Raw genomic sequence first — 20726 nt, forward strand, 5'->3', positions numbered from 1 at the left:
GCGCATCGTCCCCCCTCCCGATGCGCCCGACCCGTGAACGCCACCAAGTTTACACGCTGGCGGGCTGCTCCACGAGGCGCAGGATCGAGCCCTGCCGCCCTTTGACGACCTGCAGCTGCGCGCTCACCCGCTGCTTGAGTTCGGGCACATGGCTCACCAGCCCCACCACACGCCCCCCGCTCCTCAGCCCCTCGAGCGCGTCCATGACCTGCTCGAGGGCCTGGTCGTCGAGGGAGCCGAATCCCTCGTCCACGAAGAGGGTCTCGATGTCGAGTCCGCCCGCCTCCTGCTGCACCACGTCCGCCAGCCCGAGCGCCAGCGCCAGGGACGCCATGAAGGACTCGCCACCCGAGAGCGTGGAGGTGTCGCGTCGGTTGCCGGTCCAGCCGTCGATCACGTTGAGGCCCAGTCCCGACCGTTTGTTGCCGGCGGTGGCGTCGCTGTGCACCAGCTGGTACCTGCCGTCGGACATCTGGAGCAGCCGCTCGGTGGCCGCGGCGGCCACCTGCTCGAGCCGAGACGCCAGCACGTAGGTGGCGAGGGACATCTTGTAGAGGTTCTCCCCTCCCCCGCGGGCGGTGTCGGCGACGGCTGCCACCAGGTGGGCGCGCTCACGCAGGGGTGCGACGTCCCGCTCGAGGTCCTCGAGCTGCCGCGCGTACGTCTCCAGCTGGGCCACGGACTGACCGAGCACCTCCGCCCGGATTCCTGCCCGGTGCGCCCGGATCCTGAGGTCCTCGGCGGCGGCGCCCGCGCGCTGCTCGTCCTCCTCGGAGGGCGGCTCGATGCCGTCCCGCTCCTCACGGAGGGCCTCCTGGACCACGGGGTCGTCCCATGCCGCGTCCAGGCGGTGGCCACGGACCTCGTGGTTCCTGACCTCCCGCGACACCTGCGCGTGGCGGTCGACGGGCATGAGCGCGGCCCGTGCCTCCTCGGCCGAGGCGAACGACGTGGCGAGCAGGGCCTCGTCGAGGCGCTTCCGGTTGTCCGCCTGGCGCGCGACGGCGCGCACCACGTCGTCGAACGTGTCACGGACGGCTTCGAGGCGGTCCTGGGCACGCTGCACCATGTCGATGCGCTCCGCCAGCGACGGCGCCCCCGCCTGGAGACCGGCGAGCCGCTGCACGAGGAGGTCCTCCTGGTCCAGCAGCGAGGCCCTCCGTGACTCCGCGGCGGCCCGTTCCTCCCGGAGCGCGTCCCGCAGCCTGCCGGCCCGGTCCTCCTCCTCGACGGAGGCCCGCATCCGTTCCTCGACGGCCGAGCATTCCCTGTGCGCCGCCTCGGCGGCATCGAGCGTCGTGCGTGCTGCGCGCGTCGCAGCGGCCGCGTCCTCGGGCGGGATGTCACCGCCCCTGGCCGCGAGGTCGGCAACCTCGAGCCGCACCCTGTCCCGCACCTCCCGGGCGTCGTCCTGGGCGCCTTCGGCCTCGGTCTGCAGGCGGCGCGCGGACTGCTCCTCCTCGAGGGTGATCCGGCTCCCGCCGGGTGACGTGACGGGAGCCGGGTGCTCGGGGCTGCCGCAGACCGGGCACGGCTGCCCGTCCTCCAGCCGCTCGGCGAGTTCCTCGGCGGACTGCTCGAGCCGGAGCTCGAGCATGTGGAGCCACTCCTCCTTCAGCCGGAGGAAGCGCTCGGCCGCCGCCGCATGCGCGGTGTCCGCCGCGGTGCGACGCTCCGCGGCCGCACGGTACTGCCGGACGACGTCCTCGGCCGCGACGGCCGCGGCGAGATCGGTGCGGAGGTGCTCCAGCCCGTCGGCCGCGAGGCGCAGCGGGACGAGGCGTTCGGTGTCCTCCGTGCGGGTGCGCTGCAGCCGGGCCACGGCCTCGACCGCCTCCTCGATGCGCCGGTCGAGGTCGCCGACCGCCGACATCCCGGACTGCAGCGCGGTCCGGACGTCCAGCAGCCGCCGCTCGTCGGGCAGGGCGGCGCGCAGGATGCCCAGCGCGGACGACGACGCCGCGCAGGCGTCCGCCAGTGCGTCGCGGGGCACGGCGTCGTCGGAGAGTCGCTCGAGATCGAAGTACTCGGCGGCGGTCGTGTCGTCCCGCACGCCGTCAAGGGCTTTCCCGTGCAGGGAACGGGCGCGCTCGACCGCGGCGACTCCGTCGTCGTCCAGTCCGAGGAGGCCCGCCAGCCCCTGCGCCTGATCGTGCTGCCGCAGGACGCCGACCAGATCCGCAATCGTCCCGGCGCGGCCCTCGTGCTCCTCCCGCTGGGCTCGGAGCTGCGCGAGGGACGCGAAGCTGCCGCGCCGTCGCCGGATGTCCGCGAGCGCACCGTCGGCGAGGGCGCTCTGTTCGGCGAGGTCGAGGCTCTCCAGCGCTGCCGCGTCCCGCTGCTTCGAGAGGGCCTCGGTCATCTCCTGCATCGACGCCGACCCGGCCGTCCCCCCGTCGAGGGCATCCCCGGTACCGCCGACGTCATGGCGCTGGGCCTCGTCGATGGCACGGAGGAGGAGATGCCGCTGCAGGTCCTCCTGCTCGGCGAGGTCGCGCCCGACCCGCTGGCTCTCCTCGCCGAACAGTCTCTCGAGATCCTCGAAGCGCGTGGTCGAGAAGAGTTTCTGGAGCAGTTCCCGCCGCGGCTTGGCGTCCGCGCGGAGGAAGGCCGCGAACTCGCCCTGGGGCAGCATCACCACCTTGGTGAACTGCTCCTTGTCCATACCGAGCAGCGCCTGCAGCTCGAGCCCGGCCTCGTCGTTGCGGGCCGATTTCTGCACCCAGTCGGCGCCGACGCGTTCGCTGAGGAGAGTCCGGGCCTGTTCGGTCGTCGTGCCGCTGCCCCGCCGTGCGGGCCGCTCCCAGGCCGGTGACCGCACCACGCGGAAGCGGCGGTCGGCGACGGAGAACTCGAGGGAGACCTCCGGGGCCACGGACTCGGCAGCGTGGTCGCTGCGCAGCCGCTTGGCGGCCTGGCGTGCGCCCGGGACCGAGCCGTAGAGCACGAAGCACACGGCATCGAGCACGCTCGACTTGCCCGCGCCGGTGGGTCCGTTGAGGAGGAACAGGCCCTGCGCGGACAGGGCGTCGAAGTCGACGCTCTGGCGGTCGGCGAAGGGCCCGAACGCCTGGATCTCGAGGTGGTGCAGTCTCACGGGTGCTTCCTACCGTTCGTGGGCGAGGCTCAGGGCGGCGTCGACGGTCCGGCGGACCAGCGCCTGCTCCTCCGGCGAGGCCTTCCGGCCGCGCACGTGCTCGAGGAAACCGCAGCAGATGTCGGCGTCGTCCCTGGCCCCCGCGATGCGTTCGCTGTAGGTCCGGGTGTCGGCGCCGGCTCCGCCCTCGGGGGCGAAGGCGAGCACCAGGGTGTCGGGGAAGCGTGTCCGGAGGCGCTCCATGGCGCGCGCCGGCCGCTCGGGATCGGTGAGGGTGACATGGCAGTAGGCGGTCTCCGCCCAGTCGAGGTCGGCCCGGCCGAGCAGGTCGTCCAGCCGGCCCTCGAGCACGGCGAGGTCCCGGGGTGCGGGCCAGTCGACGGCGCGGATGTCATGCACGCCGGTGTCGTCCACGTCCAGGAGCCACGCTCCCTTGGTGTGGTCGACCTCCGAGAAGGAGTAGGCGAGGGGCGAGCCCGAGTACCGTACGGTCTCGGAGAGCTTCTGTCGGCCGTGGAGATGGCCGAGCGCGCTGTAGTCGAAGCCGTCGAAGAGGGAGAGCGGCACGGCGCCGAGTCCGCCGATGGCGAGGTCGCGTTCGCTGTCGGTGGGGGCGCCGCCCGCGGCGAAGGTGTGGGCCATGACGATCGACACGACACGCCGGCCCTCCGCCCTCCGTCCGAGGTCCTCCCGGATGCGGTCGAGGGCCGCGCCGGTCACGGCCGTGTGGGTCCCGGCATCCGCAGCCAGTCCGTCCGCGACGACGCGCGGTTCGAGGTAGGGGACGCCGTAGACGGCGAGCTCGGCGTCCTGCCCGAGCGGCCAGGTGACCGGGACGGCGATGTCCTCGATGCGCGTGCGGAGGTGGACTCCCCCGCGGGAGAGGAGTCGACCGCCGAATCCCAGCCGGGTGGCGGAGTCGTGGTTCCCACTGCTGATGACCACCTGCGCGCCGGCGACGGTCAGGCGGTCCAGTGCCTCGTCGAGGAGTGCGACGACGTCGACGGCGGGCAGGGCGCGGTCGTAGACGTCGCCGGCGACGAGGACGACGTCGACGCCTTCCTCGCGCACGGTCTTCTCGAGGCTGTCGAGGAAGATCCGCTGGGCGTCGAGGGTCCCGGTGCCGTGGAAGGAACGGCCCAGGTGCCAGTCGGAAGTGTGCAGGATCCTCATGATTTTCACGCTACCGCCACACGCCGACATTGTCCGGATCGGCATGCGGCGGGCTGCAGGACGGTGCTAGCGACCCGGTCCGGAGGTCCCGGGGGTCCCGGGGGTCCCGCCGGGAGCCTGCGGCCCATCGGATGCGTGCGCGTCGAAGAAGGACGCCGCGTCGCCGGACGGACGGCGCGCGTCCTCGGCCGCGCCCTCGCCGTCGGGGCTGCCGCCCGCGGAACCGGCGTCGTCGGCCTGGTCCTGGCGTCCGGTCGCCGCGGCGACGGCCGGGGCCCCGCCCTCCGGTGCGTCCTTGCGGCCGGGCATGGAGGAGTCGATGCTGCGGAAGATGAGTCCTGCGATCAGGCCGCCCACGATCGGCGCGGCCCAGAACAGCCACAGTTGCTGGAGGGCCCAGGGCTCGGCGAAGACGGCCGATGCGACCGAGCGGACGGGATTGATGCCGCCGTTCGTCACGGGCAGGAGGAACGAGAGCAGTCCCGCGTAGGTCAGGCCGACCGCGAACGGGGCGAGGTCGCGCCGGGCGCGTTGTGAACCCGCTCCGAGGAAGACCGCCACGAGCAGTGCGGTGGCGACCATCTCGAGCAGGAAGGCGCTGGTCAGGGGGAACTGTGCCGCGGAGTGCTCGTCGAAGCCGTTCGAGGCCGAACTGAAGAAGCCCCGGATGTCGGTGAGCTGCGCATTGGCACTGAGGACGAGCCAGATCAGCCCGGACGCGGCGACGGCGCCCACCACCTGCGCCACGACGTACGGGGCCACGGACCTCCAGTCGGTCCGGCCGGCAACGGCGGAACCGATGGTGACGGCCGGGTTGAAGTGCCCGCCGGACACGTACCCGAACGCGATCATCGCGGCCACGACGGCGAAGCCGAACACGAGCACTGGTTGCAGTGCGGTCTCCGTGGCGAGCATCGTCGCGCCGAGGCCGGCGAGGACGACGAGGAAGGAACCGGCGCCCTCGGCGATGGAGCGGGCCACGAGGCCGGGAGCCTGCACCGCGTCGTCGGACGTGCGGCCGGCGGAGGATGCGCCTGACGTCGCTGCGGCCGGTGTCGTGGGATGGGTCATGGAAGCGGATTCCTTCGGTCGTGCCTGCGGGGGGACTGTCCGGTGCTGCACCGGACCGCGGACGAGCCTTGCATCCTAGTCTGCGTGGTGGCTGGGAGCCCTGCCGGTCGGCCGGGAGCGGGAGCGCGTCAGGATCGGGCGGGCTCCCTAGACTGGACCGGTGACGACCGACAGCACCGCGGACCGCAGTACCGCCACTCCGACCACCCCCGACGACGGAGCGCCCGGTTACGGGGACCGCGTGCTCGGCTGCCTCCTCGGGACGATGGCGGGTGACGCGTACGGCGTCCTCTCCGTGGCAGGCGATGATCCGGCCACCGCCCTCGACGACCCCGCGGCGCTGACGGTCTCGGAGGCGACCCAGCTGACCCTGTACACCGTGGACGGCCTGGTCGACGCCCTGGAATGGGCCAACGACGGCGTGGCCGCGGACGAGACGGCCTGCCTGTGGCTCGCCTATCTCCGCTGGCTGCGCCGGCAGGGCGAACACCTCCCGGCCGGCGCGCCGGCGCCGCCCGCACGGTGGCTCGACCGCCAGGACGATCTGCTGCCCGTCCACGACGCCGACACCGACACCGTCCGCGCACTCCTCAGCGGCGAGATGGGCACGCGGGCGCGGCCGCTCAATCCGCTGGCCGAAGGCCCGGGTGCGCTGATGCGCTCCGCGCCCTTCGGACTGGTGCCCCGCATCCCCGCGAGCATGGTGGAGCGGCTGACGGTCGACGGCGCGGCGCTCACGCACGGCTCGGCCGCCGCGAGGGGCACCGCAGCCCTCTTCAGCACCATCGTCCGGGCCCTGGCCATCGAGGGCCTCGGCCTCCCGGAGGCGGTCCGTGCGGTCCGCGACGAGGAGCGCAGGCTCGCCCCCGACGCCGCCCAGCCCGAGGAGTCCGCCGAGCGCCATGCCGCAGGACAGGGCAGTCCGACCGGCGGGCCGACGGCGGCGGGGACCTTCGAGGCTGCCCTGCAGGCCAGCCTCGAGGGTGCGGCGGTGACGGGCTCGCCCCGGGAACAGCTGGCGGCCGCACTGGCCCATGCGGCGGCATCGGGCAGGCCCGATGCCTCCCCGACGGTCGCGGCGTCCGTGGCGGGGGCGATCCTCGGCGCCCTCCACGGGACGGGCGCCCTGCCTCCCACCTACCTCGACGCCCCCGGCATGCCCGCCGTCGTCCGGACGATAGCCGGCACCCTGCTCGCCGCGACCACGGGGTCCTGACGGGATGGGCCTGCTGGACCGCGCACCGGGCGCCGGGCGGGGCGGGGCCGACTGGGACCCGACGGCCCTTCCCTCACTGACGGGCCGGCGGGTCCTCGTCACCGGCGGCAATGCGGGCCTCGGGTACTTCGCGTGCGAGCAGCTCGCGGCCGCCGGCGCGAGCGTGGTCCTCGCGTCCCGCAGCAGGGACAGGGCCGGCCGCGCCATCGGCGCCATCCGCGGCCTGCATCCCGGCGCCGACGTCTCCTTCCAGCCCCTGGACCTGGCCGATCTGTCCTCGGTGCGGGCTGCCGCGGCGGCCATCGCGGCGGGTCCTCCGCTGGCCGGTCTGCTCGCGAACGCAGGCGTGGTCGGCTCACCGGAGCGGCGCACCACGGCGGACGGTTTCGAGTTGCAGTTCGGCACCAACCACCTCGGGCACTACGCCCTGATCGCCTTGCTGCTGCCGGCGCTCTCCGCCGCCGGTACCCGGATCGTCCACCTCGGCAGCATCAGCCACCGGTGGGCGCGGCTCACGCCGTCGTCCCTGCAGCCGTCGTCGTACCGCAACGCGAGCGCCTATGCGACGTCGAAGCTGGCCGTCATGGCGTTCGGCTTCGAACTGGCGCGCCGCCTCGAGCTGACCGGCAGTACTGCGACGAGCGTCGTGGCCCATCCGGGCCTGGCCCTCGGCATGCTCACCCCCGCCCGGCCCGGCGTCGAGGTCCACAAGCCTGCCGCCGCCTGGCGGAAACGCGTCATGGGGCCCGTCGCGCAGGGCAAGGACGACGGCGCGTGGCCGCTCGTGCGGGCCACGGTCGACGCCGGCATCCCGAACGGCGCCTACTGCGGACCCGACGGCTGGTTCCAGCTCAAGGGCCGGCCGGCCCTGGTACCCGCGAAGCCGCGGGCTCGCGAGAGCAATGCCGCGTCGAGGCTCATCGACCTCTCCGCCGCACTCACGGGGATCGGCCTGCACTTCTGATCGGCCCTCGCGCCCAGCGGCGGATCACTGGCTCTGCGCCGGCCACCGTCCGCCGGTCATCTGCAGGAACTCGGCCTCCGACAGCACTTCGATGGCCTGGCCCCGCTCGTGCAGTTCGAGCACGCGCCGCGCCTTGCCGGTCACGCGCCCGTTGCGCAGGTCCGAGGCGACGAACCCGTCACCGACCACCAGCACGGTGGTCCTGCGTGTGACGGAACTGGCCGGCTGCGCCCCGAGGCGGGCCGCACGCTCCTTCGCCTGCGGGCGCGGGATGCCGAGGTTCCCGGTGAACACGACGGTCTGCCCGTAGAGCGGGTGCCGCGGATCGGCCTGCGCGTTGGCGTGCGGGTTCTCCCCCTCCTCCGGCCAGCCCGACCACCCGGCGGGCGACGTCCCCCGCTCGAGGGCGGTCCGGGTGGCCTTCGACAGCTCGTCCACGCCCGGCGCGTACGGCTCGGCGCGCGACAGCGGGAGGTTGTGGTGGCCGAGCACCTCCTCGACCGTCGGTGCGCCGAACCGGCGCGCGATGTCGATCATGATGCCGGCGCAGGCACGCGCGTCCTCGACGGCGTCGTGATGGTTGACCAGCGGGACGCCGGCGGCCTCGGCGACGAAGGGCAGGGAGTAGGAGGGCAGCGAGTAGCTCTTCCGCGAGAGGACGACGGTGCAGGCGTAGTCCCAGGCCGGCCCCGGAAGGGCGGACACCTCGAGGGCGGAACGGATCACGCCGAGGTCGAAGGCCGCGTTATGGGCCACGAGGACGTCGGAGCCGATGAAGCCGCCGATCTCCGGGAACAGGTCGCCGAACCGGGGGGCGTCGGCGACCATGGCCGCGGTGATCCCGTGGATCGCGATGTTCCGGGAATCGAACGAGTCGTGCCCGACGGGCGGGCGCATCAGCCAGGACGCCTCCTCGACGATCCGGCCGTCCCTGACCTTGGTCAGTCCGACGGCGCAGGGAGACCCGCGGAAGCCATTCGCCGTCTCGAAGTCGATGGCCGTGAATGCGATTCCCACGCAACGAGTTTACCGCCGTCACCGGCCGCACGTTCACGTAACGTTCACCGCAGGTCCGACACGTCCGCAGGGTTACGGCCCTACCCTGAACCATGGCCCGCACCGACACCCCCCGCAGGTGGTACCTGATCGACTACGGAAACGTGATCTCCACCGCACCCACCCCTCAGGACTGGGAGCTGCTCGCCGAGGCGACCGGCACACAGGACCTGCAGGACTCCACCTCGGCGTACTGGCGGCACCGGTACGCCTACGACGCCGGCGCCCTCACGTCGGAGGAGTACTGGTCGCTGGTGTGCGGCGAGGGCGTGGAGCAGGTCAGGTCCGCGTGGCTCGACGTCCTGGACGGCAACCAGTGGTCACACCCGAACCTCGACACCCTCGACGTCCTCGAGGACCTGGAAGCCCGGGGCGAGCAGCTGGCATTGCTCTCGAACATGCCGGCCGCCATGGTGTCGCAGCTCTCCCAGGCACCATGGACCCGGCTGTTCCGGCACCTCTTCTTCAGTTCCCCGCTCAGGCTCGTGAAGCCCTCCCCCGCGATCTTCGAGCACGTCCTCGCCGAGCTCGCCGCCGACGCGGCGCAGGTCACGTTCGTCGACGACGCGCCCGCCAACATCGCGGCCGCCCGGGCGCTCGGGATCGACGCCCGGCTGTTCGAACCCTCGGCGGACCTGTCGCGGGTGCTGGCCGGCCCGGGAACGGGCGACGCGCGAACGCCGGCCGCGACGGACGTCAGCCTGCTGGGGCGGGAACCGGTCCGGGACTGAGGAAGTCGAGTGCCGGCTGCACCCCGTGGACCTCGGCGGTCCAGCACACCGATGATGCGGTCGCGGTGCAGCACGGCGAGGTCGAGGGTCCAGCCGTCCCGCGGCGCGTCGGGCCGTGGGTCACTGCGCCCGCCTGGCCGCCCGGTGCTTGCGCACCTTCGAGACGACGAAGTACACGGCGAACAGCACGACGGCGACGATCACGATCTTCTGGAACGTGTTCGCGTACTGCTCGACGATGTGCCAGTTCTCGCCCAGGTAGAACCCGGCCATGACGAAGATCGTGTTCCAGATCAGGCTGCCCGCGGTGGTGAGCAGCAGGAACTTGCCCAGGGGCATGCGCTCGATCCCGGCCGGGATCGAGACGAGGCTGCGGAACAGCGGGATCATCCTGCCGAAGAACACGGCCCGGTACCCGTGGCGCTCGAACCAGGCCTCCACCCGGTCGACGTCCTCGATGTCGATGAGCGGGACCTTCGCCACGAGCCGCCGCATGCGGTCGCGTCCGAGCCAGGCCCCGAGCGCGTATAGCGCGTAGGCGCCGACCACCGAGCCGAGGGTGGTCCAGAAGATGGCCTCGAGGAGCGAGAAGTTCCCCCGGCTCGCGGTGAAGCCTGCCAGCGGCAGGATCACCTCGCTCGGCAGGGGTGGGAAGAGGTTCTCCAGGGCGATGGCCAGACCTGCGCCGGGAGCGCCGATGGTCTCCATCAGGTTCACGGCCCAGTCGGTGACGGCGCCGAGCGCCGATCCGTCCGACGATGTGGTCGCCGTCGCGGCATGGAGTGCCTGGGCGGCCTGGGCTGTCTGGGTGATGCTCACGGTGGTGTCCGTCCCTTGTCTGGTGCAAGTGGTCCGACCGGTCCGTCCTCGAGGACGGACCGCGTGGGGTGTCGGCGGAAGGTGGTCATGGCCTGCAGTGGTCCGCTCGGGCTCAGCGCAGCGCGTCGATGAGGTGCGGCAGCAGCGCCCGGAAGGCGATACCGCGGTGGCTGATGGCGTTCTTCTCCTCCGGTGCGAGCTCGGCGCAGCTGCGGTCCAGCCCCGCGGGCACGAGGACGGGGTCGTAGCCGAAGCCTCCGGTACCGCGGGGCGCGGTCAGCAGCGACCCCCGCAGTTCCCCGCGCTCGGTGTGGCTCCCGGCGGAGGCGCCGGGGTGCGCGAGGGCCGCGGCGCAGACGAAGGCAGCGCCGCGCCGCTCGTGCGGGATGTCCTCGAGCTGTGCCAGGAGGAGGTCGAGGTTCGCGGCGTCGTCTCCGTGCCGGCCGGCCCACCGCGCAGAGAAGATCCCGGGGGCTCCGCCGAGCACGTCGACGGCGAGGCCCGAGTCGTCGGCGACGGCGAGCAGCCCGGTGGCCTGGGCCACCTGCTCAGCCTTGAGCAGCGCGTTCTCCTCGAACGTCACACCGCTCTCGACGACGTCCGGGGCCCCGGCGGTCGCGGCGTCGACCACCTGCGTGTCGACGTCGAGCCCGGGCACCTGGCCGCGCAGCAGCTCCCGCAGCTCCCGCAGCTTGCCGGGGTTGCGGGTGGCGAGGACGAGCCGGGGCGCGTCAGCCACCGTGCGAGTCCCGGAGCGTGTCGATCTGGATCTGCGCGAGCTGCGCGGTGCCCAGCAGGGCGAGGTCCAGCAGGGCGTCGAGTTCGGCGCGGTCGAAGGGCGCGCCCTCGGCCGTGCCCTGCACCTCGACGAACTTCCCGGAACCGGTGACGACGACGTTCATGTCCGTCTCCGCGCGGACGTCCTCCACGTAGGGCAGGTCGAGCATGGGGACGCCGTCGATGATGCCCACGCTGATGGCCGCGACGGTGTCGGTGAGCGGGGACGCCGAGGCGGGGATGAGCTTCTTGTCCTTGGCGTACCGGATGGCGTCGGCGAGGGCCACGTAGGCTCCGGTGATCGCGGCGGTCCGCGTGCCGCCGTCGGCCTGGAGGACGTCGCAGTCGAGCACGATCGTGTTCTCCCCGAGCGCCTTGGTGTCGATGATCGACCGCAGGGAACGGCCGATCAGGCGCGAGATCTCGTGCGTCCGGCCGCCGATCCTGCCCTTGACGGACTCACGGTCGGAGCGGGTGTTCGTGGCGCGCGGGAGCATGGCGTACTCGGCGGTCACCCAGCCCCTGCCCTCGCCCTTGAGCCAGCGGGGCACACCACTCGTCAGGCTCGCGGTGCAGAGGACGCGCGTGTTCCCGAACTCGATGAGCGCGGAGCCCTCGGCCTGCTTGGACCAGCCGCGCGTGATGCTGATGTTGCGCAGCTGGTCGGGCGTCCTGCCGTCCGCGCGCAGCACGGGACTCTGGGCACTGTCGGCGGGCGGCACGGGCGTGGGTTTCGCGGAGGTCATGATTTCCAGTCTAGACGGGGCCGGGATGCCGGCCATCGGGAGGCACCGGCGCACGGAGCGAGTGCCGCCCCGGGTCACACCGTGTACGAGACCCCGGCGACGGCGACCGCGAGGTGGCCGTCGTAGCTCTCCTTGGCCTCGCTGACGGCGACGTTCGCATCATTCCAGACCGGGAGATGGGTCAGCAGCAGGCGCTTGGCGGACGCGCGGGTGGCGACGTCGCCGGCGCGCTTGCCCGTGAGGTGCACACCGGTGATGGCGTCGTCGCGGCCCTCGTGGAAGGCGGCCTCGCACAGGAAGACGTCGGCGTCCTTGGCCGCGTCCACCAGTCCGTCGCACGCGTCGGTGTCCCCCGAGTACGCGAGGACGTGGGGACGGGAACCTCCCTGCCCGTCCGCCTCGGTCACCTCGACGCGCAGCGCGTACGCCTCCTCGATGGGGTGCAGCACGCGATACGGCGTGATGCTGAACGGGCCCACCGACACCCCGGAGCGGTCCTCCCACGAGCGGAAGTCGAAGTCCTCGTGCATCCCCGGATCGAGATCGAGGCCGTAGGCGCTGGCCATCCGATCCGCCGTCGCTGCAGGACCCCAGACGGGGATGCGCGGCAGGCCCCACCCCGAGGGATCCCAGTGGACGGCGACGTGGAGCCCGCACAGGTCCATGCAGTGGTCGGGGTGCAGGTGGGACAGGAACACGGCGTCGATCTCGCGCAGGTCCATGTAGCGCTGCAGCGCCCCGAGGGAGCCGTTGCCGAGATCGAGGAGGATGCGCCAGGTGCGGCCCTCCCACTCGGCGCTCAGCAGGTAGCAGGACGCCGGGGACTGCGGGCCGGGGAAGGACCCGCTGCAGCCGACGATGGTGAGTTTCATGCGGGTGGGAATCCGGCGGCGATCATCTCGGGCGTGATCCGCGCGAGGCTGCCGGTCGGGTACTGGGCGGCGACGTGGTCGACGTGCTGGACGCTGAGGACCTCGGGCCCGAGGAAGCGCCGGGCGAGCACCTCGAAGCCGTCGGCGTCCCCCGTGGCGATGAACCGGTGCACGCCGGGCGCCGTGGTGTCCCGCTCGAGGTCGTGCGAGACGAGCGCCCGGTACACGTCCTTGGCGGTCTCCTCCGCGCTGGACACGAGCGTCACGGCGTCGCCCATGACGTAGGAGATGACGCCGGTGAGCAGCGGGTAGTGCGTGCACCCGAGCACGAGCGTGTCCACGTCCGCGTCCTTCAGCGGTGCGAGGTACTCCTCCGCCGTCCTCAGGAGCGCCGGACCGCCGGTGATGCCGGCCTCCACGAACTCCACGAACGCCGGGCAGGCCACGGAGGTGAGCTCGAGGTGGGGGGCGGCGGCGAAGGTGTCGTCGTAGGCGCGGGAGCCCACGGTGGCGCTCGTGCCGATGACGCCGATCCGGCCCGAGCGGGTGGACGCCACCGCCCGGCGGACGGCCGGCTGGATGACCTCGATCACGGGGATGCCGTAGCGGGCCGTGTAGCGCTCGCGGGCGTCCCGCAGGACGGCGGCGGAGGCCGAGTTGCAGGCGATGACGAGAAGCTTCACGCCGGAATCGACCAGTTCGTCCATCACGCCGAGCGCGTGGGCGCGCACCCGGGCGATGGGGAGCGGTCCGTACGGGCCGTTCGCCGTGTCACCGACGTACATGATGGACTCGTGCGGGAGCTGGTCGATGACGGCTCGGGCGACGGTCAGTCCCCCGACACCGGAGTCGAAGATGCCGATGGGCGCTTCGCTGCGGTCGGGGTTCGCTGGCTCTGGGCTCATGATCCTCCGAGAATATGACCTGACGCCCGCGAAAACTATTCGCCGATCCGTGGGTTCTGTCACAGCCCGGCGCCCGTCGGTCGTGAGCGGGCGCCGTCGTGCCTCAACGCTGCAGCCGCGCGGCCTTCAGCATGGCCTGAACGAGCGATTCCTGGAGCCACGTGATGAAGTTGTACACGAGCGCGAGGTAGGACTCGACGTCGTCCACGTCCTTGGAGTCCGCGACGTCGTGCAGCCGTTCGGCGTCGTCCTCCGTCTCGATGCCGAGGCGGTCGGCGAGGACCAGCCGCACGTCGTTGAGCGCCTGTGCGAGGAGGCGCGCCTGCTCGTCGCCCAGCGTGATGGGATTCGACTCGATCGCCAGGGCGCTGCTGCGCAGGGCGCCGATCTTCTGCTCCCGCAGGGACCGTTCGGTGAGGCGCCGGAAGGCGAGCGCCTCGTCGTCGTCCCCGCGCACGGCGTCGGGCAGGAGGCGCCGGACGGCAGAGTCGTCGGGAGCCGTCGACTCCGCGTCCGCGCCGGACATGCCGACGATCGCGGCCAGGGGGTCCTCGCTGGGGCCCGTCTCGGGTTCGAGCATCGAGATGACGTCGTCGAGCAGGGCGCCGAGGAGGCGTGCCTCGCCCGGCTCCAGCGCCCCGGTGATACCGCGGCGCGTCGATTTGAACGGTTTTGCCATGGGGAGGGCTTACTCGCTTCCGCTTTTCTCGAAGGTGGCCCACAGTCCGTAGGAGTGCAGCGCGACGGTGTCCTGCTCCACCTTCTCGCGGCTGCCGGAGACGACGGCGGAACGGCCCTGCTCATGGACCTCGAGCATCAGGGTGCGCGCCTTCGCCTCGCTGTACCCGAAGTACGTCTGGAAGACGTAGCTCACGTAGCTCATGAGGTTCACGGGGTCGTTCCAGACCACCACGACCCAGGGCTGGTCCAGGTCGGTCTTCTCGGCCGTCCGCACCTCTTCCAGGGTGTCGGTGCCGGTTGCAAAGCCTACGGTCATCCCCTCATTCTAGGTGGCATCCACCCCGCCTGCTGGCCGGGTACTCACACCCCGCACGTCCCGCTATCGTTTCAAGGGTGACCAACGCCCTCACCACCGACCCGCCCGCCGCCGGTGCGGCGCCTCCCGCCGTGAACACGCCGAACAGCGCGCTCTTCACCGACCAGTACGAGCTCACGATGCTGCAGGCCTCGCTGCACTCGGGCGCGGCCCATCGCCGGTCGGTCTTCGAGGCCTTCGCCCGCCGCCTCCCGGCAGGGCGGCGCTACGGCGTCGTCGCCGGGACGGGACGGCTGCTGGAGGCGCTGGCCACCTTCCGGTTCGACGACGCGCAACTCGCGTTCCTCAGCGATCACCACATCGTGGACGACACCACGCTCTCCTGGCTCGCGGGGTTCCGCTTCACCGGCTCCATCTCGGGCTACGTGGAGGGTGAGGCCTACTTCCCCAACTCGCCCATCCTGACGGTCGAGTCCACCTTCGCCGAGGCGTGCATCCTCGAGACGCTCGTCCTCTCGATCCTCAACCACGACAGCGCCATCGCCTCCGCGGCGTCACGCATGACCGGTGCTGCCGCCGGGCGACCCTGCATCGAGATGGGTTCGCGCCGCACGCATGAGGAGGCCGCCGTCGCCGCGGCCCGTGCCGCCATCATCGGCGGTTTCGCGAGCACGTCGAACCTGGAGGCGGGCCGCCGGTACGGCCTCCCGACGGTGGGCACGGCGGCGCACTCCTTCACGCTCCTGCACGATTCCGAGCGGGCGGCGTTCGAGGCGCAGGTCGCCGCGCTCGGCCGGGGCACCTCGCTCCTCGTGGACACGTACGACGTCGAGCAGGGCGTCCGCACCGCCGTGGAGGTGGCGGGCCCCGAGCTGGGAGCCGTCCGCCTGGACTCCGGCGACCTCGTCGCGCAGGCCCGCTGGGTGCGGCAGCTCCTGGACGACCTCGGGAACCACACCACGAAGATCGTGGTGACCTCCGACCTCGACGAGTTCGCCATCGGGCTGCTCGCCTCGGCCCCGGTGGACTCCTACGGCGTCGGCACGTCGCTCGTCACCGGGTCCGGCGCCCCGACCGCGGGCATGGTCTACAAGCTCGTGAGCCGGCAGGACGACGACGGCGCTTTCATCTCCGTGGCCAAGGCGGCCAAGAACAAGGCGTCCGTCGGTGGGCTGAAGCAGGCCATGCGGCGGCTCGACGAGCACGGCGTCGCCCGGGCCGAGGTCGTCGGCATCGGCATCAGCCCGGCCAACGACGGCGACGACCGTCCGCTCGTGCAGCAGTTCGTGAAGGACGGCGTCGTCCTCGACGGCTGGACCGGGCCGGAAGCCGTCGTCCGCGCCGCCGAGCACCACACCCGTTCCATCGCCGAGCTCCCCGGGGCCGTGCGGCGCCTGCAGCGCGGCGAACCCGTGATCCCCACCGAATACGAGGAGGCAGCATCATGACGCGCGCATTGATCATCGTGGACGTGCAGAACGACTTCTGCGAGGGCGGTTCGCTCGCCGTGCGGGGCGGCGCGCAGGTCGCAGCCGACATCAGCGACCACATCGACGAGCAGGCCGCCTCGTACGACTACATCGTCGCCACCCAGGACTGGCACATCGATCCGGGTGCCCACTTCTCGGAGGAGCCCGACTTCGAGGACTCGTGGCCGGTACACTGCGTCGCCGACACGAAGGGTTCGGAGTTCCACCGCGACCTCGACACCGAGAGCATCGACGCTGTGTTCCGGAAGGGCCAGTTCGAGGCCGCGTACTCGGGCTTCGAAGGTGTCAAGGCGCCCGACGACGAGGTCCCCACGGGCGACCAGAAGCTCGGCGGCGGCGCCGCGGAGGTCGACGAGGACCCGATGACGCTCGACGACTGGCTGCAGGACCACGAGGTGGACGACGTCGTGATCGCGGGCCTCGCCACCGACTACTGCGTGCGGGCGACCGCGCTCGACGCGATCCAGGCCGGATACGGCGTCACGGTGCTGGTCGACCTCGTCCGGGGCGTGCACGACGACAAGGCCGAGAAGGCGCTCGAGGAACTGGAGGCCGCCGGCGTCGAGCTGGCGGGCTAGTCCCCTGACGCACGAAGGCCGGGCTGGTCGAACCAGCCCGGCCTTCTCCGTATCGGTACCGTCCCCGCAGCGAGTCGGTACCGTTCCTACTTCTTGCCGATGAACCAGTCCTGCAGTTTCTGCAGGCGCCGCTGGAGCTGGTCCTCGTTGGCCTGCGCGACGGCGGGTCCGCCGCACTGCTTCCGCAGCTCGGTGTGCACCTGGCCGTGCGGCATGCCCGTGCGGGCGGCCCAGGCCGAGACGTTCTTGGCGAGCTGGCCGCGCAGCTCGGTGAGCTGGCGGTGGTCCACCACGAGCGGTTCGGCGGGCGCCGCCGCTGGCCTCGCCTTGCGGCGTGTCTGCTGCTCCTGCTGGCGCTGGCGCAGCAGCTGGCCCACCTGGTCGGCGTCGAGCAGCCCGGGGATGCCGAGGAAGTCGAGCTCCTCCTCGCTGCCCATCTCGCCGCCGGTGCCGAACTCGCCGCCGTCGAACAGGACGCGGTCGAAGGACGCCTGCGATTCCAGCGCCTCGAACTTCTGCTTGGTCAGGGAGTCCGACGCCTTGTCCTCGCGGTTCGCGGCCTCCATGAGCCCGTCCTCGAGGCCGAACCCCTCGTCGTCCTTCTCGGGCCGGTCGAGGGCGTGGTCGCGTTCGAGCTCGAGCTGGTTGGCCAGCGCCATGAGGTTCGGCACCGACGGCAGGAAGATCGACGCGGTCTCGCCACGCCGCCGCGCACGCACGTAGCGTCCGACGGCCTGCGCGAAGAACAGCGGGGTGGCCGTGGAGGTGGCGTACACGCCGACGGCGAGACGCGGGACGTCGACGCCCTCGGACACCATGCGCACGGCGACCATCCATCGCTTCTCGCCCGCGGAGAACTCCTCGATCTTCGAGGACGCCTTCGCGTCGTCGGACAGGATGACGGTCGGGGACTCCCCCGTGATCCGCTTGAGCTGTCCCGCATAGGCACGCGCGTCGTCGTGGTCCGTGGCGATGACGAGTCCGCCGGCGTCGTGCACCGTACGCCGCACCTCGGTGAGCCGCTTGTCCGCGGCGGCGAGGACGGCCGGGATCCATTCGCCGGCCGGGTTGAGCGCCGTCCGCCAGGCCTGCGCGGTGATGTCCTTGGTCACGGCGGCCTCGCCGAGCGACGCGGCCATCTCCTCGCCCCCGCTGGTACGCCAGCGCATTTGGCCGGAGTACGCCATGAACATGACCGGACGCACGACGTGGTCGCGGAGGGCCTGGCCATAACCGTAGGTGTAGTCGGCGCGGGACCGGCGGATGCCGTCGCGGTCCTCGGCGTACTCGACGAACGGGATCGCCGCGGTGTCGGACCGGAAGGGCGTGCCGGTGAGGGCAAGGCGCCGTGCGGCCGGTTCGAAGGCCTCACGGATGCCGTCGCCCCAGGACAGCGCGTCGCCGCCGTGGTGGATCTCGTCGAGGATCACGAGGGTACGCGCGGCCTCCGTCTTCGCGCGGTGCAGCATCGGCTTGCTGGCCACCTGCGCGTACGTCACGGCGACGCCGATGAAGGCTCCACCGTGGCGGCCGTCCGCGTTCTTGAAGTTGGGATCGATCGCGAGCCCGACCTTCGCGGCGGCGTCGGCCCACTGCCGCTTGAGGTGGTCCGTGGGGGCGACGATCGTGACCCGGTTGACCACGCCGCGGTCGACGAGCTCGGTCGCCACACGGAGGGCGAAGGTCGTCTTGCCTGCTCCGGGGGTGGCTACCGCGAGGAAATCGCTCGGGGATTCCTGGAAATACTTCTCCAGCGCTTCGCTCTGCCACTGGCGCAGCTTGGGGGCGGTCCCCCAGGCTGCGCGCTCCGGATATGCGGGGGGCAGGGCTGCGCCGGCACCGAACAGGGTGTCACTACTCACGCCGGGACAGTACCTTCCATTGACTTGCTGGGGAGACCGGGGGCGTCATCGGATGAGCTGGCCCCTCTCAGACCCGAAACTATACCCGCTGCCGTGAACACCCATAGAGCCAGCCAGATCGCAACAAAGGTCGGCACGTGGCCGGGATCCGCGGGGTCGTGCAGGAGGGCGAACAGGGCCCCTGCGCCGGCCGTCCCGGCCACGCCGCCGAGCTGGTCGGAGATCTGCAGTGCGGCCGAATTGCGTCCCTGCTCGGTGGGCGGGGAGAGTTTCAGCACCAGCACCGACGTGCTCGAGAGCGTCATCCCCATGGCGAATCCGGACAGCCCCCACACCACGGCGAGCACCCACAGCGGAGCTTCAGTCGCGGTCGCGAGGGCGAACCCGCCGAGTGAGAGCGAGAGGATCGACGATCCGGCGACCAGCAGCCAGCGGCGGTTGAAGGTCACGCGCGCCTGCACGAAGGATCCCGCGCTCCAGCCGAGCGCGCCGGCGCTCAGCGTGAGGCCGGCGGTGCCGGGGTCGATGTCCCTGGAACTGACGAGCATCAGGGGGATGAAGGCCTCGGTACCGAAGAAGGCCACGTTCACGATGCCACGGGTGGCGATGATGCTCGGCAGCCCGCGGGCGAGGATCAGGGTGCCCCTGGGCAGGAGCGGAGGCAGGACGAGGAGGGCGACGACGACGCCCGCGACGGCAAGGAACACGAGGCCTGTCACGGTCGCTGCAGCGGGGTCCTGCGTGTCGGCGAGCCGGACCACGGCCCACTGCGCGGCGAAGACACCGCCGGCCAGGGCGACGCCCCGGAGGACGCGTCCTTTCGCCGGGCCGGCATCGGCGGCTGCCATGGGGCCGAGTTCCCGGGTTTTCGGCCACACGATGACGACGGCCGCGATCACCACGGGCACCACCCCGAGGAACACCCAGCGCCAGCCCACGCTCTGCGTGACGAACCCCGCGACCAGGGGTCCGATCAGCGCCGGCAGCACCCACGCGGCGGCGAGCCAGCCGAACACGACCGGCTGGGCCGAGAGCGGGAAGGAGCGCCCGATCACCACGTACACCGCCACGATCATGGAACCACCGCCCAGGCCGGAGACGGCGCGGCCGACCGTGACGAGCCAGAAATCCGGGGCGGCTCCCGCCAGGAGGAGCCCGAGGATCATGAGGGCCAGCCCGACGGCGAGGGCGGGGCGGGGCCCCTTGCGGTCGCACCAGGAACCGGCGACGACGGTCCCGAGCAGCGATGCCGTCAGGTACATGGAGAACGCCAGGCCATAGCTCGACTCGCCGGAGAGTTCCTTCGCCACCGAGGGCATGGCGGTGATGACGGCCATCGCCTCGAAGGCCGCGCAGGTGATGATGGCGAGGATGCCGATCGTGAGTGGGCGCAGCTCGGGCGACATCGCGCCGGCTGTCCCGGTTCCTGCCCTGTCGGAGGTCTTGCTCATGTCACCTGTGTTCTGCTGGGTATCGGGCGTGGTTCTTCGGCATATCGAGCATGGTTTTGGTGCGTATCGCGCATGGTTCTTCTGCGTATCCCGCATGGCGGCGCACGGCGCTCCGGACTGCTGGATCAGCGGGTGCTGGTGTGATCCGGCGCGGGGAATAGGCCGGAGCCAGACCTGCGACGGCGAGCGTGCGGCTGTGCCGGCGGGCATCGAACTCGAACGGTGCACACCGGGTAACCGGGCGTGTGTCCACGGCATCGCACTTGCTGTTGCTCCGACGTCAGCCCGACCTGTCGTACAGGGATTCGGTGTTCACCCCGGCGTCTCGACGACGTCGGCTCCGCCGCTGGCCGGGTCTAGCGTCAGTCGGGCCTGCCGTCAGTGGGCCTGCCGTCAGTCCTTGGGCTTGTCGTTGCCCGGGCGGAGACCGTTGTAGATCTCCTTGCACTCGGGGCAGACGGGGAACTTCTCGGGGTCACGGCCGGGAGTCCACACCTTGCCGCAGAGTGCGATCACAGGTTCGCCGGTGAAGGCGGACTCCATGATCTTCTCCTTGCGGACGTAGTGGGCGAAGCGCTCGGCGTCGCCGGGCTCCACCTCCTGGCGGAGTTCCTCACGCTCGATGGTCGCCGTGGAGCCCCCTGTGCCGGCGTCGAGGGGATCGTTTGCGAAGGGATCTGCGGGCATAGTCATGGTTCCAGTCTATCGCCCGGGTGCCTTCGTCACAGGGGGTCGGCGAATCCTTTCGTCGACAAATTCGCCGGAGAAGGAGGCCGACCGGCTACCGATGAATAGTTCTTCTCTTTGTTCCTTGATCTGCTGATCGGCAAGTTATCCACATAGTCTCGCGGCAATATGGGGGGGCCCTTATCGTGTCGGTGCCGGGCGGGAGAATAACGGGTATGAGGACGAATGCGCAGT

The 20726-nt window shown here is 71.6% G+C and carries 19 protein-coding genes; 5 read left to right on the forward strand and 14 right to left on the reverse strand.

All coding sequences use genetic code 11. From position 1 onward, the window contains the following. Window positions 1-49: 49 nt before the first annotated feature. The 3 genes from AC4D2C_RS08145 to AC4D2C_RS08155 form a co-directional block, all read right to left on the reverse strand. Complete coding sequence (locus tag AC4D2C_RS08145) at window positions 50-3097, reverse strand: AAA family ATPase (protein WP_490913975.1); 3048 nt, start codon at window positions 3095-3097, stop codon at window positions 50-52. Between the two features lie 9 nt (window positions 3098-3106). After that, on the reverse strand, window positions 3107-4270 hold the full coding sequence (locus tag AC4D2C_RS08150; protein ID WP_490913977.1) for an exonuclease SbcCD subunit D: 1164 nt from the start codon (window positions 4268-4270) through the stop codon (window positions 3107-3109). A gap of 66 nt (window positions 4271-4336) precedes the next feature. Then, a complete protein-coding gene (locus AC4D2C_RS08155; protein ID WP_490913979.1) occupies window positions 4337-5341 on the reverse strand; it encodes an aquaporin in 1005 nt (334 codons plus the stop codon). A gap of 160 nt (window positions 5342-5501) precedes the next feature. Here AC4D2C_RS08155 and AC4D2C_RS08160 point away from each other — a divergent pair, with 160 nt between their 5' ends. Together AC4D2C_RS08160 and AC4D2C_RS08165 are read left to right on the forward strand one after the other, a co-directional pair. Then, on the forward strand, window positions 5502-6557 hold the full coding sequence (locus tag AC4D2C_RS08160) for an ADP-ribosylglycohydrolase family protein (protein WP_490913981.1): 1056 nt from the start codon (window positions 5502-5504) through the stop codon (window positions 6555-6557). A gap of 4 nt (window positions 6558-6561) precedes the next feature. Then, window positions 6562-7521 carry an SDR family NAD(P)-dependent oxidoreductase gene (locus AC4D2C_RS08165; protein WP_490913982.1) on the forward strand — a complete coding sequence of 320 codons (960 nt, stop codon included), beginning with the start codon at window positions 6562-6564 and terminating at the stop codon, window positions 7519-7521. Between the two features lie 24 nt (window positions 7522-7545). Here AC4D2C_RS08165 and AC4D2C_RS08170 read toward each other — a convergent pair whose 3' ends face one another. Next, entirely contained in the window at window positions 7546-8538 is a 993-nt protein-coding gene (locus tag AC4D2C_RS08170) for an exonuclease domain-containing protein (protein WP_490913983.1), read from the reverse strand. Window positions 8539-8630: 92 nt separating this feature from the next. Here AC4D2C_RS08170 and AC4D2C_RS08175 point away from each other — a divergent pair, with 92 nt between their 5' ends. After that, entirely contained in the window at window positions 8631-9308 is a 678-nt protein-coding gene (locus tag AC4D2C_RS08175) for an HAD-IA family hydrolase (protein WP_490913985.1), read from the forward strand. A gap of 120 nt (window positions 9309-9428) precedes the next feature. Here the strand turns inward: AC4D2C_RS08175 and AC4D2C_RS08180 are convergent, their stop codons facing one another. The 7 genes from AC4D2C_RS08180 to clpS form a co-directional block, all read right to left on the reverse strand. Then, window positions 9429-10016 (reverse strand): DedA family protein, encoded by a 588-nt coding sequence (locus tag AC4D2C_RS08180; protein ID WP_490914056.1) that lies wholly within the window; start codon window positions 10014-10016, stop codon window positions 9429-9431. 223 nt (window positions 10017-10239) lie between these two features. Continuing rightward, on the reverse strand, window positions 10240-10866 hold the full coding sequence (gene rdgB / locus AC4D2C_RS08185; protein WP_490913987.1) for an RdgB/HAM1 family non-canonical purine NTP pyrophosphatase: 627 nt from the start codon (window positions 10864-10866) through the stop codon (window positions 10240-10242). Continuing rightward, window positions 10859-11650: a ribonuclease PH gene (rph, locus tag AC4D2C_RS08190; protein ID WP_490913989.1), complete on the reverse strand. Its 792-nt coding sequence runs from the start codon at window positions 11648-11650 to the stop codon at window positions 10859-10861. Before rph ends, rdgB begins: the two co-directional genes overlap by 8 nt. A gap of 74 nt (window positions 11651-11724) precedes the next feature. After that, window positions 11725-12522 (reverse strand): MBL fold metallo-hydrolase, encoded by a 798-nt coding sequence (locus AC4D2C_RS08195; protein ID WP_490913991.1) that lies wholly within the window; start codon window positions 12520-12522, stop codon window positions 11725-11727. Next, complete coding sequence (gene murI, locus AC4D2C_RS08200) at window positions 12519-13427, reverse strand: glutamate racemase (protein ID WP_490913993.1); 909 nt, start codon at window positions 13425-13427, stop codon at window positions 12519-12521. The genes AC4D2C_RS08195 and murI overlap by 4 nt, the downstream gene beginning before the upstream one ends. Window positions 13428-13530: 103 nt before the next feature. Beyond that, on the reverse strand, window positions 13531-14106 hold the full coding sequence (locus tag AC4D2C_RS08205; RefSeq protein WP_490913995.1) for a DUF2017 domain-containing protein: 576 nt from the start codon (window positions 14104-14106) through the stop codon (window positions 13531-13533). Between the two features lie 9 nt (window positions 14107-14115). After that, window positions 14116-14424, reverse strand: a complete 309-nt coding sequence (gene clpS, locus AC4D2C_RS08210; protein ID WP_104051287.1) for an ATP-dependent Clp protease adapter ClpS — start codon at window positions 14422-14424, stop codon at window positions 14116-14118. A gap of 131 nt (window positions 14425-14555) precedes the next feature. On the opposite strand from clpS, the gene AC4D2C_RS08215 reads away from it, so the two are divergent. Next, complete coding sequence (locus AC4D2C_RS08215; RefSeq protein ID WP_490914058.1) at window positions 14556-15872, forward strand: nicotinate phosphoribosyltransferase; 1317 nt, start codon at window positions 14556-14558, stop codon at window positions 15870-15872. Further along, a complete protein-coding gene (locus tag AC4D2C_RS08220; RefSeq protein ID WP_490913997.1) occupies window positions 15869-16492 on the forward strand; it encodes an isochorismatase family protein in 624 nt (207 codons plus the stop codon). The genes AC4D2C_RS08215 and AC4D2C_RS08220 overlap by 4 nt, the downstream gene beginning before the upstream one ends. An 86-nt stretch (window positions 16493-16578) precedes the next feature. Here the strand turns inward: AC4D2C_RS08220 and AC4D2C_RS08225 are convergent, their stop codons facing one another. The 3 genes from AC4D2C_RS08225 to AC4D2C_RS08235 all read right to left on the reverse strand — a co-directional run bounded on the left by AC4D2C_RS08225 (window position 16579) and on the right by AC4D2C_RS08235 (window position 20498). After that, window positions 16579-18354, reverse strand: coding sequence for a DEAD/DEAH box helicase (locus AC4D2C_RS08225; protein ID WP_334210360.1), 1776 nt, complete (start codon window positions 18352-18354; stop codon window positions 16579-16581). Continuing rightward, complete coding sequence (locus AC4D2C_RS08230) at window positions 18351-19805, reverse strand: MFS transporter (RefSeq protein ID WP_490913999.1); 1455 nt, start codon at window positions 19803-19805, stop codon at window positions 18351-18353. The genes AC4D2C_RS08225 and AC4D2C_RS08230 overlap by 4 nt, the downstream gene beginning before the upstream one ends. A gap of 393 nt (window positions 19806-20198) precedes the next feature. Beyond that, window positions 20199-20498: a DUF3039 domain-containing protein gene (locus AC4D2C_RS08235; protein ID WP_334210362.1), complete on the reverse strand. Its 300-nt coding sequence runs from the start codon at window positions 20496-20498 to the stop codon at window positions 20199-20201. Between the last annotated feature and the right edge of the window lie 228 nt (window positions 20499-20726).

Source organism: Arthrobacter sp. TJ-240, from assembly GCF_058269195.1.